Annotated in this window: 9 protein-coding genes; 7 read left to right on the plus strand and 2 right to left on the minus strand. The window is 50.8% G+C overall.

The genetic code is table 11. The annotated features are described in order from the left end of the window. The first annotated feature begins 40 nt into the window (after positions 1-40). The 7 genes from uvrA to secG all read left to right on the plus strand — a co-directional run bounded on the left by uvrA (position 41) and on the right by secG (position 10,027). Entirely contained in the window at positions 41-2,989 is a 2,949-nt protein-coding gene (gene uvrA / locus SCIP_RS03345; RefSeq protein ID WP_231288020.1) for an excinuclease ABC subunit UvrA, read from the plus strand. Continuing rightward, a complete protein-coding gene (gene uvrC / locus SCIP_RS03350) occupies positions 2,986-5,313 on the plus strand; it encodes an excinuclease ABC subunit UvrC (RefSeq protein WP_006293110.1) in 2,328 nt (775 codons plus the stop codon). Before uvrA ends, uvrC begins: the two co-directional genes overlap by 4 nt. Positions 5,314-5,319: 6 nt before the next feature. Further along, positions 5,320-6,249 (plus strand): RNase adapter RapZ, encoded by a 930-nt coding sequence (gene rapZ / locus SCIP_RS03355; RefSeq protein ID WP_006293111.1) that lies wholly within the window; start codon positions 5,320-5,322, stop codon positions 6,247-6,249. 197 nt (positions 6,250-6,446) lie between these two features. Further along, a complete protein-coding gene (gene whiA, locus SCIP_RS03360) occupies positions 6,447-7,403 on the plus strand; it encodes a DNA-binding protein WhiA (protein WP_006293112.1) in 957 nt (318 codons plus the stop codon). A 118-nt stretch (positions 7,404-7,521) separates the two neighbouring features. After that, entirely contained in the window at positions 7,522-8,718 is a 1,197-nt protein-coding gene (locus tag SCIP_RS03365) for a phosphoglycerate kinase (RefSeq protein WP_040590585.1), read from the plus strand. 191 nt (positions 8,719-8,909) lie between these two features. Further along, positions 8,910-9,713 (plus strand): triose-phosphate isomerase, encoded by an 804-nt coding sequence (gene tpiA / locus SCIP_RS03370; protein WP_040590586.1) that lies wholly within the window; start codon positions 8,910-8,912, stop codon positions 9,711-9,713. Between the two features lie 65 nt (positions 9,714-9,778). Next, on the plus strand, positions 9,779-10,027 hold the full coding sequence (gene secG, locus SCIP_RS03375) for a preprotein translocase subunit SecG (protein WP_006293113.1): 249 nt from the start codon (positions 9,779-9,781) through the stop codon (positions 10,025-10,027). A 301-nt stretch (positions 10,028-10,328) separates the two neighbouring features. On the opposite strand, the gene tal is transcribed toward secG, so the two are convergent. Both tal and tkt read right to left on the minus strand, forming a co-directional pair. Next, complete coding sequence (gene tal / locus SCIP_RS03380) at positions 10,329-11,438, minus strand: transaldolase (protein WP_006293114.1); 1,110 nt, start codon at positions 11,436-11,438, stop codon at positions 10,329-10,331. A gap of 125 nt (positions 11,439-11,563) precedes the next feature. Then, positions 11,564-13,660, minus strand: coding sequence for a transketolase (gene tkt / locus SCIP_RS03385; protein ID WP_006293115.1), 2,097 nt, complete (start codon positions 13,658-13,660; stop codon positions 11,564-11,566). Positions 13,661-13,706 lie beyond the last annotated feature (46 nt).

The following is a 13,706-nucleotide window of genomic DNA, read 5'->3' on the forward strand; positions in this document are numbered from 1 at the left end:
AGGTGTTATGACGGCTGTAATTGAGCACAATACTCATAAAATGCGGATTGCTCCCGGTGCTGTTATCCAGACCTTGGATGAGCTGCCGGCAGACCGAAAAATCGTCATTCAGGGGGCCAGGGAACATAATCTGAAAAATGTTGATTTGGCTATTCCCCGTAATCAGATGGTTGTTTTTACCGGCCTGTCTGGTTCAGGGAAATCATCCTTGGCTTTTGACACCCTTTTCGCAGAAGGCCAGCGGCGGTATGTAGAATCTCTGTCCGCTTATGCTAGGCAATTCCTGGGCCAGATGGACAAGCCTGATGTCGATTTTATTGAAGGCCTCAGTCCGGCTGTCTCCATTGATCAGAAGACCACCAACCGCAATCCTCGGTCCACAGTGGGAACCGTTACGGAGATATACGATTATCTTCGTTTGCTTTTTGCCCGTGTTGGGGTCCCACACTGCCCGGTGTGTGGGGAAGAAGTGAGGGCTCAGAGCGCTCAACAGATTGTTGATACCCTTCTGAAATTACCGGAACGCACTAGATTTCAGATTCTGGCTCCGGTTGCCAGAGGTCGTAAGGGAGAATTCGTTGAAACTCTGGAAACTCTGCGGTCCGACGGCTATGCCCGTGCCATTATTGACGGCAGGCTGTGCTCCCTGTCCGATACTATCAAGCTGACCAAGCAAAAGAAGCACACCATTGAAGTAGTAGTCGATCGTCTGGTTATGAAAGAAGGAATCCGCCAGCGTCTGAATGATTCTGTGGAGACAGCCCTCAAACTGGGCACAGGGATCTTGGTCATTGATTATGTCGACAAAAAAGAGGATGATCCCCAGCGCAGGCAGCCTTTTTCAGAAAAGCGCAGCTGCCCTAACGGACACGAGCTGGAACTGGATGAAATCGAGCCCAGAACTTTTTCCTTCAACGCTCCCTACGGGGCCTGCCCTGAATGCACTGGTCTAGGTTACAAGCTGGAAATAGATCCTGACCTAGTGGTGCCTGACCCGGATAAATCCCTGCAGGAGGGGGCTATTGAACCCTGGAGCACCTCCAAAACGCAGATGAGTTATTACGGTCACCTGTTGGAGGGGTTGTCTCAAGAGATGGATTTTTCTATGACAGATTCCTGGAAGAATCTGCCGGCAAAAGTTCAGGAAGCAATTCTTTACGGACACAACTTCACGGTAAAAGTGGCCTACCGGAACCGCTGGGGACGAATGCGGGAATACTCTACCGGCTTCGAGGGAGTGGTCCGTACCCTGATGCGCAAGCATGATGAGACTGATTCTGACGCCATGAAGCAGTATTACGAAGCCTATATGAGGGAAGTCCCCTGCAAGGTCTGCCATGGAAAAAGATTGAAAAACGAGGTTTTGGCTGTAACCATAAAGGGCCAGTCTATTATTGATCTTTGCGATATACCTGTCTCTCAATGTGGTCGCTGGATGCAGGACCTGACTCTTGAAGGAGCCGCAGCCCGTATTGCTCAGGAAGTCTTGAAGGAAATCAGAGCCCGTCTTGCCTTTCTCAACGATGTGGGACTGAGTTATTTGACCCTGTCCCGGGCAGCAGCAACCCTGTCAGGGGGCGAGGCCCAGAGAATTAGGCTCGCTACCCAGATTGGCTCCGGCCTGGTGGGAGTTATGTATGTACTGGATGAGCCTTCTATTGGTCTGCACCAAAGAGATAATCAGAGGCTGATTCGGACCCTTCATAATCTGAGAGATTTGGGCAACACCCTGATTGTGGTAGAACATGACCAGGAAACTATTGAAACTGCAGATTGGCTGGTTGACATTGGGCCAGGAGCAGGCGAGCACGGGGGAGAGGTTGTATACTCAGGGAAAGCTTCCGGTCTTGTCAAAGCTCAGCGGTCTGTGACCGGAGACTATATCAGTGGACGCAAATCTATTCCCCTTCCAACCAGGAGGAGAAAAGTGACAGCTTCTTCCAGGAAGCTTACCCTTGTTGGGGCAAGAGAAAATAACCTGCAGAATCTCACTGTTGACTTTCCTCTGGGAGTTATGACAGCCGTTACCGGGGTATCTGGCTCAGGCAAGTCAACCCTGATCAACCAGATCCTTTATCCTGTTTTGGCTGATAAGCTCAACGGGGCAAGGATTGTCCCCGGAAAGCATACCAGGGTAGAAGGGGTTGACCAGCTGAAGAAGGTCATCCATGTGGATCAGAATCCGATCGGCCGAACTCCCCGGTCTAATCCTGCTACATACACTGGAGTCTGGGATAAGATCCGTCAGCTCTTCGCCAAGACTCCGGAAGCACAGGTCCGGGGCTATGGGCCAGGCCGGTTTTCTTTCAACGTCAAGGGAGGCCGATGCGAAGCCTGCCACGGGGATGGAACGTTGAAGATTGAGATGAACTTCCTGCCTGACGTCTATGTGGACTGCGAAGTCTGTCATGGAAAGCGCTATAACAGAGAAACCCTGGAAGTGCAGTATAAAGGGAAAACTGTGTCTGATGTCCTGGATATGCCTATTGAGCAGGCGGCTCAATTCTTCAAGGCTTATCCCCCCATCGCCCGGTATCTTGATACCCTGGTTGATGTAGGTCTGGGCTATATCCGCCTGGGGCAGCCTGCTCCTACTTTGTCCGGAGGGGAAAGTCAGAGAGTTAAGCTGGCAACAGAGCTGCATAAGCGGTCTGACGGCCGGACTATTTACATTCTGGATGAGCCCACTACCGGTCTTCACTTTGAAGATGTCAACAAACTACTGACTGTTCTTCAGGGATTGGTAGACAAGGGGAATACGGTTATCGTCATAGAGCATAATCTGGATGTGATAAAGAGTGCAGACTGGATTATCGATCTGGGCCCCGAAGGGGGAGATGGAGGCGGCACTATTGTTGCCCAGGGAACACCGGAAGAGGTTGCTCAGAATGAAAAAAGCTGGACAGGCCGCTATCTGCGCGATATGCTGAAGACTCCACCTGCTGGTAAAAGCAGGAAAAAGAAAGGAAATACAGGCAGTACATCATGAGCACGCAGGGATTCCGACCGGTTTCCCCGGTTTCCTCGGTTTCTGGCGCCGAGAAGGCCAGGGGAGTCAACAAGAACGGTGCCCCCCTCCTGGGGGACAGTCGGGACCTCTTCCGGCCCAAAACATCAGATATTCCAGCTCAGCCTGGTGTCTACAAGTGGCGGGATGCTAACGGCCGGGTAATTTATGTAGGCAAGGCTAAGAATCTGCGCAATCGGCTGAGCAATTATTTTCAGCCTCTGAACAGGCTTCACCCCCGGACCCAGTCCATGGTTCTGATTGCCCGCAGCCTGGAATGGACCCTGGTAGGTACTGAACTGGAATCGTTGACTCTGGAGTACACCTGGATCAAGGAATTCGATCCTCGTTTTAATGTTGTCTTCCGCGATGATAAGACGTATCCCTATTTGGCTATATCCATAGGTGATGAGGTCCCCCGCATTTGGGTGACCAGAAATCGAAATAAGCGGGGGACCCGGTATTTTGGTCCCTATGCCAAGGTGTGGAATATGAGGCACGCCCTTGACTCCCTGCTGAATGCATACCCAGTGAGAACATGCACGCAGTCAGTTTTTCACAAGGCTCAAGTAACGGGACGACCCTGTTTGCTGGCTTATATTGGCAAATGTTCTGCCCCTTGTGTAGGACGGATTTCCCTGGAAGATCATCGGGCTATGTGCGAACAGGTAGTGGGCATTCTCACTGGCCGCTTGGGCCCTTCCTATGCCAAAAAGCTTACAGCGGATATGAAGCAGGCCAGTGCAGACCTCGATTTTGAGCGAGCTGCCCGGCTCAGAGATCAGATATCTGCTCTTTCTTCCGTATTAGAGCAAAATTCTGTTGTTTTTGACACTGATGTCGATGCTGATATTTTTGGTCTGGCTTCCGATGAACTGGAGGCCAGTGTTCACTGTTTCTTTGTCAGGGCAGGAACAATCAGGGGAGAGCGCAGCTGGAGCGTGGAACGAGTGGAAGATATTGACGACAGCCAGCTGATGGCTGATCTGATTTCACAGGTGTATTCCGACCTGATGGAAGAAAATAAACGGGAGGAAGGGGTATCTATTGCTGTCTCCACCAGCAGGGATGCCCTGGCGCCCAGTCAGCAGGTTACCGCAGACGATGCAAGGTCGCGGGCTCAGGCTACCAGGCGGAGACGCAGCAGGCAGGAGGAGACTGGCAGGGATGATCTTTTGTCTCCTATATCAGCCGTTCCCCGGGAAGTCATTCTTCCTGTGAAGCCTGACCGTCCAGAGGAACTGGAGGAATGGCTCACTTCTCTGAGGGGATCAGCTGTGTCTATTACTACTGCCAGCAGGGGAGAGAAAAAGACCCTGATGGATCGAGCTCTGACTAATGCTCAGCAGTCCTTAGCCAGACTCAAAGCGAGCAGAATGACCGATATTGGAATGAGGACCCAGGCTTTGAATGACATTGCCCAGGCACTGGATCTGGCTGAAGCTCCCCTGCGCATAGAATGTTATGATATTTCCAATGCTTCAGGCGGAGGGTATCAGGTTGCATCTATGGTTGTTTTTGAAGATGGGATGGCAAAAAAGAGCCAGTACCGGCATTTTGCCATTCGCGGCGCCGACGGGCAGGGAGCCCTGGATGATACCTCAGCCTTATACGAAACCTTGACCCGACGCTTTAAGCATGGCAATGTGGCCGGGGATTCAGGCCAGAGCATGGAAGACGAGAAAAGATCCCAGACTCTGCTTTCCTCGCAGTCCTTAGACCATAGGCAAGAGGCTCAGGCATCCGGGTCTGCCTCGGCTGCGACCCGCCGTCATTTTGCCTATAAGCCTAATTTGATTGTCGTCGATGGTGGTCTGCCTCAGGTTAATGCCGCTGCACAGGCTTTGGAAGACCTAGGAATTACTGATGTTCATGTTTGTGGCCTGGCCAAGAAATTAGAAGAAATCTGGCTTCCGCATGAAGAATACCCGCTTATTATGAAGAGGCAAAGCGAGGGCATGTACCTGATGCAGAGGGTGAGGGATGAATCACACCGTTTTGCCATCACTTATCATAGGAAAAAACGAAGCAAGGGATCTCTTCGTTCAGCTTTGGATAGCATCGAAGGCATAGGTTTGTCCTACCAGAAACGGCTACTTAATCATTTTGGCTCTGTAAAAGCCATGAGACAGGCAACAGTGCAAGAGCTTCAGGAAGTCAGGGGAGTAGGGGCCAAGAAGGCTGAAGCCATCTATCAGTCTCTCCATCCGATACAAGACCAATCAGATACCAGGGTTGCGGCTAAGCTAGGGAATGATTCCCCTCACCTTACAGAATTTGTTTCCCAAGGAAGTAACAAGGAGTAAATAGAGATGTCTGACCAAGTTGAATGCGGCAAACCCAGCCCCAAGGATATTTTTGAAGTACTCCTGATTACGGGTATGTCCGGGGCTGGCAGAACTCATGCAGCTGATTGTGTGGAAGATATTGGCTGGTATGTGGTGGATAATATGCCCCCCAAATTCCTCATTCCCATGGTCGATATGATGACTACTTCCGGAGCTCAGGTTCATAAGCTGGCTGCCGTCATTGATGTCAGATCCCGAGATTATTTTGAAGATTTGGCTGAGGTTATCAGTCATCTGGATGATTTAGGGGTTAAAACCAGGATACTTTTCTTGGATGCCTCGGACCCCGAACTGATCAAGCGCTATGAAAGCGTTCGTCGTCCTCATCCTTTGCAAAAAGGCCGCCGGCTGATAGATGGCATACATGAGGAAAGGGATCTGCTCTCTTCCCTCAAGGAGCGGTCAGATATTGTGATCGATACCACAGGGATGAGCATTCATCAGCTGTCGACTCAGATTTATGAGAATTTGGTTGGATCTGGAGCTTCTACTGTCAAGGTGCATATTTTCAGTTTTGGATTTAAACATGGGACTCCTACTGATGCTGATTTCATTGTGGATGTTCGCTTTCTGCCAAATCCCTATTGGATTCCCAACCTGCGCAACCTGAATGGAAAAGACAAAGAGGTTAGTGATTATGTTCTGAACAGTGAAGGGGCAAAGGACTTCCTTGATTCCTATCTCAGGGCCCTTCTCATTGCCATTGAAGGTTATTCCCGTGAAGATAAACACTTTGTCACCATTGGGGTGGGCTGCACGGGGGGACAACATCGGTCTGTGGCGGTAAGCGAGGAAATGGCCCGCCGCCTGCGCGATCAGGGGATTGACGTAACTGTCTCTGCCCGGGAATTGGATAAAGCAGGAATTAATTCCGCTGGCGGGGAAAAGAACTGAGCTCTTGTTCGCCTGGTAACGTTACAATGGCAGAGTTTGGATTGAGACTTTATACCTGCTGAAGATGGCGTGTTAGTAGGCGTGTTGGGCGTGTCGCCTTCAGGTGGAAATAGGGTAAATCAAGGCACAGGAGGCCTCCGGACCAGCCGGGGGTTTCATATGAAGGAACATGGTAGGTCATAATTAAGGGAGGACTCTTGGCACTGGTTGACGAGGTCAAGAACGAATTAGCAGGAATCACAGACGACGCTGTCAGCATCAAAAAAGCTCAAGCGTCTGCTATGATCCGCTTTGGCGGGGGCTTGCGAACCCTGCAAAGGCATGTCATCGTGATTACCCAATTTTCCAATGCCCAGTCAGCCAAGTGGCTTCAAAATACCATCCGCACTGTCTATGGTCATGAAGCGGAACTGGTTCAGACAATTCGTGAACTTCCCAAGGGATCAGTGAACTGGTATTCAGTTCGTGTCTTTCGTTCCGGCGGCGCTCTGGCTCTTCAGTCCGGTATGCTTGACCGCCGTCGCCGTCCCGTTAAAGGTTTGCCTGATGAGATCATCCAGGGCAATATCGCCCAGGTTAAGGCTGCCTGGAGGGGGGCCTTCCTCTCCCGCGGTGTTCTGTCTGAACCTGGCCGGGCTCCTTACTTGGAAATTATGTGCCCCAGCGTAGAGGCAGCTGAAGATCTGGTTTATATGGCTCGCAGGCTGGGCATTTCCGCCTCCCAGCGAAAAGTCATGAGCTCGGTGAGAGTTACCCTCCGGGATGCCGACGTGATTGAACGCATGCTTATTCTGATGGGTGCTGACTACACGGCCCGGGAATGGAGCGGAAAGCATTTGGACAGCGAAGCCAGGGGAAAGGCGAATCGTCTTGCCAACTTCGATGATGCCAATATGCGTCGAAGTGCAAAAGCTGCCGTGGAGGCAAGCGAAAAAGTAACCCGAGCTTTTGAGATCCTGGGCGATGATATTCCTGAAAATTTGCGGGCAGCTGGTCAGCTTCGCCTGGATCACCGGGAAGCCAGCCTGGAAGAATTAGGCCGCCTGGCCGATCCACCTATCACCAAGGATGCTATTGCCGGCCGCATTCGCCGGCTCCTGCAGCTGTCCAACAAGGTAGAAAAACAGAGAGCCCTGTCTCAAAAAAATATGTAAAGAGCACGTCCCCTCTCACTTTTTCAAGGGCACTCCCTGAGGTAGAATAAAAAGGTCACATTCAGGGAAGACGGCGTTTTTACGCCGTTTTTCTTCTGTCGTCATAAGAAAGGATATTATGAAGACACTTAATGATTTGGGAAATTTGGCCGGTAAGCGTGTCTTGGTCCGTGCTGATTTCAACGTTCCTCTGGACGGCACCACAATCACCGATGATGGACGTATTCGTGCTGCCCTCCCCACCATCAATAAACTGCGGCAAGATGGGGCTAAAGTCATTGTTATGGCTCATTTGGGCAGGCCTAAGGGGAAGGTCGTTCCTGACCTGTCTCTGGCTCCGGTTGCAACCCGTCTGGGGCAGCTCCTGAATACTCCTGTTACCCTGGCTGCAGATACCTATGGCCCTGATGCCCAGGCCAAGGTTGCTGCTATGAAAGACGGCGACGTTGTTCTTTTGGAGAACGTCCGTTTTAATCCTGAAGAAACCAGCAAGGATGCGGCTGAACGGTCAGCTTATGCCCAGAAGATTGCTCAGCTGGGTGATGTCTTTGTTTCTGATGGCTTTGGCGTTGTCCATCGTGCCCAGGGTTCTGATTACGATGTGGCTGCGGATCTACCATCAGCAGCAGGCCTTTTGGTAGAGAAAGAAGTTGCAGCCCTGTCTAAGGCTACAGAGAATCCAGAGCGTCCTTTTACCGTTGTTTTAGGCGGTTCTAAGGTTTCTGATAAGTTGGGCGTTATCTCTAACCTGCTCGATAAGGCCAACCGCCTGGTCATCGGGGGAGGCATGGTCTTCACCTTCCTTAAAGCCTTGGGCTACGAGACCGGTACTTCTCTGCTGGAAGAGGATATGGTTGATCAGGCTAAGGAATATCTGGAAACCGCTAAGAAAAATAATGTCGAGATTGTTCTTCCTGTAGATATTGTTGCTGCCGATACCTTCGCGGCAGATTCACCTTACCAGGTTGTTTCTGCTGATCAAATTCCTGCAGACAAGATGGGACTCGATATTGGACCACAGTCTCAGAAGCTCTTCCACGACAAGATTGTCGATTCCAAGACTGTTGTCTGGAATGGACCTATGGGAGTATTTGAATTCCCCGAGTTCGCCAAAGGAACCGCAGCTGTTGCTCAGGGTCTGATTGATGCTACCAAGGCTGGAGCTTTCACCATTGTTGGCGGAGGAGACTCTGCTGCTGCTGTACGTCGCCTAGGCTTCAATGAGGCAGGATTCTCCCACATTTCCACCGGAGGCGGTGCCTCCCTGGAATTCCTGGAAGGCAAGACTCTTCCTGGCCTGAGTGTCCTGGAGTAAAAGTTTCTGATCAGAGAAATAACCTGCTTTATTTCGGCTGCTGATAGGCTTTGTAAGGCTTTGTAAGCGGCAGCCATTATAAAGCAGGTTTTTCATAAACAATTCGTTGCCACATATACTTACTTATTGTTTATACTTATAGCTTTGTATGCTTGTCATTCTTCATATAACTACCATCTGTTGGGGGTCCTATGCGCACGCCTGTTGTTGCCGGTAATTGGAAGATGAATTTGGATCATCTGGAAGCCACCTATTTTGTGCAAAAACTTGCCTGGCTTCTGCGCGATGCTCATTTTGATTATTCATCCTGTCAGGTAGTTATTACCCCTCCTTTCACTTCGATTCGGAGCGTACAGGTTTTAGTTGAGGCCGATCAACTTCCTATCTCCTATGGAGCTCAAACGGTTTCAGTGACCTCTCAGGGAGCCTTCACCGGTGATGTATCGGCTGATATGTTGGCTCAGCTGGGTTGTACTTACGTTCTGGTGGGGCATTCCGAGAGGCGCAAGTATCATCCGGATGATGATGCCAACCTGGTTGATCAGGTCAGGGCGGTTTTGGCAGCCGGTATGCATCCCATTCTCTGCGTAGGGGAGGGCATAACCGAGCGACGCCGGGGGATTGAGCTTAATTATGCTGTAGGTCAGGTTGATGATATTACTCGAGATCTAGGCAAAGAAGAAGCTGAGCAGATGCTGGTTGCTTATGAACCAGTCTGGGCTATTGGCACCGGTCTGGTAGCTACAGCCCAGGCAGCACAAGATGCCGCTAAAGCTATCAGGGATCATTTTCAGAAAGTTTATGGCGCCTCGATTGCTCAAACAGTTCCCATCTTATACGGAGGATCTGTTACCTCTCAGAACGCTATGGATCTGATGAACCAGGCACATGATGTGGACGGTTTTCTGGTGGGAGGAGCTTCCCTGGACCCGGAAGAATTCTCTAAAATTATTCGGCTGACCCAAAAAGCTGCCAGGGTTCGAGCTGGTCGGTAAACACGTCGAAATCTTCCTGTACGTGGTGTATATTACTAAAGGTACCTGTTTGAAAGGAATTGAGTATGCACGCTCTTAAAATCACGCTCGAAGTTATCGTGGTGATTCTCAGTCTTATCCTCACTATGCTGATTCTTATGCATAGGGGCAAGGGAGGCGGCCTGTCAGATATGTTTGGCGGCGGCATTACTCAGAACGCTGGTACTTCCGGTGTCGCAGAAAAGAATTTGAACCGCATAACCGTTATTGTTACCCTGATCTGGGTTGCTATTATTATTGGGCTTGATTTTATGGCAAAATACAATCTGGGCTGAGTAACCGTCCAGGTTGCAAGTCACACAGTGGAGGAATCAGAATGATTCCTCCTTTTTCTTTACTTCATTTCCTTTACTTCATTTCCTTTACTTCATTTCTCTATCTTTCTTTCTTCAGCCCTCTTGGTAGGGCAAGCCAGGGGCGCGAGCCAGATTTTTTAGCTGCCTTACTAAGTAGGCATAAAAAGATCCCTGTCACCTTTGCAGCGGCGAACTGCTCAGTGACAGGGATCTTGTTTTATATAAGTCGCCTAGGGATTTATACGAGAGAATCAAATCCCCAGGCTAAATTGGGCCAGAATCAGCCGTTTACGCGGTCAATTCCTGCCTGCACATCAGCCAGGACTGAATCCCAGGAGTTGATAAACTGAGCAACACCGTCTGCCTCGAGCTTATCGGTGACATCTTTAATGTTGATGCCCAAAGCAGCAAGCTGCTCCATGACCTTATGGCTCTCCTCATAAGTTCCAGCAATGGAAGGAGCACCATCACCCTGCTCGGCAAGAGCGTTGAGGGTCTTTTCAGGCATGGTGTTGACCACGTCAGGAGCGACCAGTTCATCTACATACTTGCAGGGGGAATAAGCAGCATTCTTGGTGCCGGTAGAAGCCCAGAGAGGACGCTGACGCTTGGCACCCTTGGCTTCAAGGGCAGCCCAACGAGGATCTTCAGCAAACTTCTTTTCGAAGAGCTCATAAGCCAGGCGGGCATTAGCAACTGCAGCCTTGCCTTCCAGAGCCTTAGCTTCAGCAGAGCCGTTGGCTTCCAGGAGTTTGTCTACAGCGGTATCGACACGGGAAACAAAGAAGGAAGCAACAGAACCAATATGCTTGAGGTCATGGCCATTAGCATCGGCCTGGGCAATACCTTCAATAAAGGCGTCAATAACCTTCTCATACCGTTCCAGGGAGAAGATCAGGGTGACGTTGACGGAAATACCCTTAGCCAGGGTAGCAGTGATTGCGGGCAGACCTTCGAGGGTTGCGGGAATCTTGATCATGGCGTTGGGGCGGTCAACCTTCTTCCACAGCTGCTCAGCCTGCTCTTCAGTTTTTTCAGTTTCATGAGCAAGACGAGGATCAACTTCAATGGAGACACGTCCGTCGACATAGTCGGTGGATTCAGCAATCTCGCGGAAGATATCAGTTGCATTGCGGACATCGGTAGTTGTCAGTTCGCGGACAGCATCTTCCACGTTCACCTTGCCCAACTGCTTGAGCTGCTCATCGTAAGGTCCAACTTCGTGCAGGGCCTTGGCGAAAATGGAAGGATTGGTGGTCACACCAACAACGTTCTTGGTGGCAATGAGCTCCTGCAGACTTCCGGATTCAATGCGGGAACGGCTCAAATCGTCGAGCCAGATGGAAACACCAGAATCACTGGTCTTTTGGGTATGTACATTTTCTGCCATTGAATAACTCCTTTTGGTAATTGTGGGCAGTTAGGGCGCGAGCCCTAAAACTTATCTATAAAACTGTACTGGTGAATGAAATCTGTACTGTAAAGGGTACAGATTCAAACAGGTATAGGCCAGGGTTAGGCGCGAGCCTGAGCCAGGGACTCCTTGGCAGCCTCAACAAGGTGCTCAGGAGTAATGCCCAGAGCCTTCATGTTGTCCTGTCCGTTACCCTGCAGGCCAAACTGTTCGATAGAAACAGCCTTGCCATATGTACCCAGATACTTGTACCAGGGCATAGCCAGACCTGCTTCGATAGATACGCGGGCTTTAACAGCTGCAGGCAGGACGGATTCCTTATAGTCCTCATCCTGCTCTTCAAACCATTCCAAGCTGGGAGCAGATACTACGCGGGCCTTGATTCCCTCATCGGCCAGGGTCTTAGCAGCAGCAACCGCATGCTGAACCTCAGAACCGGTAGCCATAAGGATGACATCGGGAGTTCCCTCCGTGTCAACCAGAACATAAGCACCGCGGCGAACGCCGTCCTTAGCCTTATCCTTGGTTTCAGCCAGGGTTGGAACCCCTTGACGGGTCAGGATAAGAGCAGTGGGATGGGTATCTTCCTTCTCGAAGGTGTAGCGGTAAGCTTCAGCTGTCTCGTACTGATCTGCTGGACGAACCACATCAAGCTGAGGAATGGCCCGCATAGCGGTCAGATGTTCAATAGGCTGATGGGTAGGACCATCTTCGCCCAGAGCCACAGAATCGTGAGTCCACACATAAATATTAGGAACATTCATCAGGGCAGCAAGACGAACAGCAGGACGTTCGTAGTCGGCGAACTGGAAGAAGGTACCGTTGAAAACCCGGGTATCGGAATCGAGGAGGATGCCGTTGGTGATAGCACCCATAGCAAATTCGCGAACACCAAAGTGAAGAATGCGGCCGCCCTCGGAAACGTTAGGCCAGGTCTTGGTGGCAAAGGCAGAGGGAGCAAAGGAGTCTGCACCCTTGATCACGGTGTTGTTGGAGCCGCCTAGATCAGCAGAACCACCCCAGAGTTCAGGCATAACAGGAGCCAAAGCGTTGATTACGGCGCCGGAAGCTTTACGGGTCGCTACGGAAGAGCCTACCTCAAATGTTGCTTCCAGGTCATCAATGGCCTTGTCGAACTCTTCAGGAAGCTTTCCTTCATGAATACGGTCATGAAGAGCAGCCTTATCGGGATTTGCCTGCTTCCAGGCCTGATACTTCTTATCCCACTCTTCATGAGCCTTGCGGCCACGGTCAGCAACCTTGCGTGCATGATCCAGAGCTTCCTGGTCAATCTGGAAGGATTGCTTTGGATCATAACCCAAAGCTTCCTTCAGACCTGCAACGGCTTCGGCACCGAGCTTAGAGCCATGAGCGGATTCGTTGTTGGTCTTTCCCGGTGTAGGCCAGGCCATGAGGGTATCTACCTTAATGAACTTTGGCCTGTCAGTGACCTGCTCAGCCTTTTCCAGGACCCGGGCAAAGCCTTCAGCGTCTTCCTTGTAAGAACCGTCAGGCTGGACGAAACTGAATTCATCGGTATACCATCCATAGGCCTTGTAGCGTTCCAGAACATCTTCGGCAAAGGAGATCTTGCTGTCGCCCTCAATCTGAATATGGTTGGCATCGAAAATAACAGTCAGGTTGCCCAACTTTTGGTTGCCCGCCAGGGAGCTGGCCTCGCTGGAAACACCTTCCTCAACGTCACCCTCACCGCAGATCACCCAGATTTTGTGGTCGAAGGGAGAAGTACCTGCAGGAGCGTCAGGATCCAGCAGGTTCCTCTGGAAACGCTGGCCGTAAGCGAAACCAACAGCGGTTGCTACGCCTTGACCCAGAGGGCCTGTCGTGACTTCAATACCAGGGGTCAGACCATACTCCGGATGTCCGGGAGTGATGCTGTCCATGGTGCGGAAATGCTCAAGATCGTCCAAAGTCAACTGGTAACCGGAAAAATAGAGCTGAATATATTGAGTCAGTGAAGCGTGTCCGCCCGACAAGATGAATCTGTCGCGGCCTTCCCACTGTGGATCGTTAGGATCATGCTTCATAAACTTCTGATACAAAGTGTAAGCGATAGGGGCCAAAGAAATAGGGGATCCGGGATGTCCGTGTCCTGCCTTTTCTACGGCGTCAGCGGCGAGAACTTTTGCGAGTTTCACGGCCCGCTCGTCCAAGTCAGTCCATTCAAAATCGACCATAAGTGATCAACTTTCCTTCCAATTGGTTATGGCATGAACGTCTGCG

The organism is Scardovia inopinata JCM 12537, from assembly GCF_001042695.1.
Classification (GTDB): Bacteria; Actinomycetota; Actinomycetes; order Actinomycetales; family Bifidobacteriaceae; genus Scardovia; species Scardovia inopinata.

Excerpts from the sequence above, each read along its gene's own strand:
- uvrA (WP_231288020.1), top strand. The coding sequence starts at position 41 with ATGCGGATTGCTCCCGGTGCTGTTATCCAGACCTTGGATGAGCTGCCG.
- rapZ (WP_006293111.1), top strand. The coding sequence starts at position 5,320 with ATGTCTGACCAAGTTGAATGCGGCAAACCCAGCCCCAAGGATATTTTT.
- SCIP_RS03365 (WP_040590585.1), top strand. The coding sequence starts at position 7,522 with ATGAAGACACTTAATGATTTGGGAAATTTGGCCGGTAAGCGTGTCTTG.
- tpiA (WP_040590586.1), top strand. The coding sequence starts at position 8,910 with ATGCGCACGCCTGTTGTTGCCGGTAATTGGAAGATGAATTTGGATCAT.
- tal (WP_006293114.1), bottom strand. The coding sequence starts at position 11,438 with ATGGCAGAAAATGTACATACCCAAAAGACCAGTGATTCTGGTGTTTCC.
- secG (WP_006293113.1), top strand. The coding sequence starts at position 9,779 with ATGCACGCTCTTAAAATCACGCTCGAAGTTATCGTGGTGATTCTCAGT.
- uvrC (WP_006293110.1), top strand. The coding sequence starts at position 2,986 with ATGAGCACGCAGGGATTCCGACCGGTTTCCCCGGTTTCCTCGGTTTCT.
- tkt (WP_006293115.1), bottom strand. The coding sequence starts at position 13,660 with ATGGTCGATTTTGAATGGACTGACTTGGACGAGCGGGCCGTGAAACTC.